We start from the raw sequence: 1,991 nt of genomic DNA, 5'->3' as shown, positions 1-1,991 counted from the left end.
TAATATGAAGCGTGTGATCTCCATCCTCGGGGTTGGCGGCCTACTCCAGGCGATCCGGGCCTGACGCCTGGCCTCACATTCCGTCACAACGACTGCACCGCAACCCATCCAGCGCTCATCGCACACGCGTTTCCACACGGCCTCGGTCGGCTCCGGTCGACCAGGGCACTGTCCGCTCCTAGGGAGCCCGAGCCATGTCCGCTATTGGTTCCCCTGATGCGCCCCGGCTGGTTGGAAAGGGCTGCGCCCGGCCGCTCCAGTGGATGTCCGGTGTCGAGGCGCCCATGGGATGTCTCGTTATGGCGCAGTCCCGCCTAATCTCGCCGGCGCCGATGGGCGGATTCCGGACCTATCCGGCGCAGAGGAGGACGCGTCAGTACAGCGTCGAATCCCGAGTGGCGCATCACTAAGGTGGACATCGAACAGGTCGGCTGAAAACAAACCTCTTAAGGCAACAACCCTTAGCCGCTGCACACTTCAACAGTGATTTCGATGCTATTGCTGGAAGCCGCCAAACATTGGTCTACCCTTTTTTTCTCAACAAAAACAATAAAGCCACTACCAAACACTTTCGGCTCTGGCTTACGAGGATCCCGAAAATAATAAATCAGCCAGCCATGGGCGTTCTGATCCAAACTACGGATAGGATGCTCTATCAGTAGCTGAGGGTTCTCGCGTCTCATATATTCGTCTGCGATTACTATCGGTGACCTTCTATCTACAAATTCTCTGCCGCATCCGCCGATATAGAACGCGAACACTATGATGGCAAATAAATTCTGCCACATTCTCACCATCGCCTCTCTGTTAAAATTATAATCGAGTTATTGCGTTGCCAGCGAAGCATATTTGGAAATTAGCATCGGGAGAGCAATGGACACCATCATGCTGTGTCGAATGACGTGCCCCGCATATCGTACGCTAGGTCTGCGCGCTTCAGACAGTGGAGACCACCTCGGAATGAAGTCGGCGAGTCCGTTCCGGGTCACGTCCCGACATGTCCGCTTCGTAGAACCGGCTGCAACGGCCGGTTTCGGGCACACTGTGGGGCCGGGTTGATCGAGAATGGCCGGATTCCAGGGGGCGAACGATGTCCGGTTTCGGGGCGCCGCCTCGATGATCGCATATGGCGCCCCCCGGCCTTGTCGCGCGGGTGCGGAAGAGCGAATTGCAGCCATTGGTGCTTCCTGCGATGTTTGTCGCTGGCAGGACCTGGAGGAGCCACGTCGATGCTCAACGTCGAGAAAGCGGGACTGATCCTGCACACCGAGCGATATCGAGAATGCGTCGCATTTTATCGTGACGTGATCGGGTTGCCGATAGAGTTCGAGAAAAACGAGCCTCAGCAAATGCTCACTTGCCTGAAGCTCGGCGGATCATATTTGATGCTGGAGGGAGGAGGATCTGCGAAGAGTGGTGTTAAATCTACACATGAAAATCCCGTTACTATTAGACTGAACGTCCCAGATGTTGATGCTGCGGCCGAGCATCTTAGGAGCTTGGGCGTAGATGTCCTCATCATGAGGTTCGACTGGGGCACCATTGGGAAGTTCGCTGACCCGGACGGTAACCCCTGCCAACTGCGCGATCACCTGAGTTTTGCTTCTCAATCGATAGACGGAGTTCGTTAATCCTTTCCCGCCGGATGGCTGCAAAGGATCGGATCGAGCCATGTCCGCAATCCGGCCTCGAGCGCGACGGCCAGTTTCGGGCGCCTTGGTCCAGCCTGATCGGCCGAAGGCGCCGAGCTCCCGCGGGGGCGGTCAATGTCCGCTGTTGGGGCGCTTATTCGATGACCGGTAATGGCGCACCCCGGCCTGGCGGCGCCGGCGGCATCGGGCGGATTCTGTTGAAGAAGTCGGCGGCAGAGAGGGCGCTGGAGCGACGGCGAGCAGGCGCTGTGGAGCCTGAGGCCTCTCAGGCCGGTGTCGGCTGCGGCATCGGGATGAGCTTGGCGAGCTTGCGGAGGTTCTGGGCGGCCGCGGCGAGGT

Annotated in this window: 1 protein-coding gene; it reads left to right on the top strand. The window is 58.2% G+C overall.

The features are described 5' to 3' along the window. Positions 1-1,229 precede the first annotated feature (1,229 nt). Positions 1,230-1,631, top strand: a complete 402-nt coding sequence (locus KXR53_RS35425; protein ID WP_437380319.1) for a VOC family protein — start codon at positions 1,230-1,232, stop codon at positions 1,629-1,631. Positions 1,632-1,991 lie beyond the last annotated feature (360 nt).

The sequence above is a fragment of the Inquilinus limosus genome (assembly GCF_051487185.1).
Taxonomy (GTDB): domain Bacteria; phylum Pseudomonadota; class Alphaproteobacteria; order DSM-16000; family Inquilinaceae; genus Inquilinus; species Inquilinus limosus_F.
The sequence above is the reverse complement of the archived record's forward strand: the minus strand, read 5'-3'. Positions and strand labels throughout refer to the sequence as shown.

Bases quoted from the DNA above. Each gene is read 5' to 3' on its own strand.
- KXR53_RS35425 (WP_437380319.1), top strand. From the start codon at position 1,230: ATGCTCAACGTCGAGAAAGCGGGACTGATCCTGCACACCGAGCGATAT.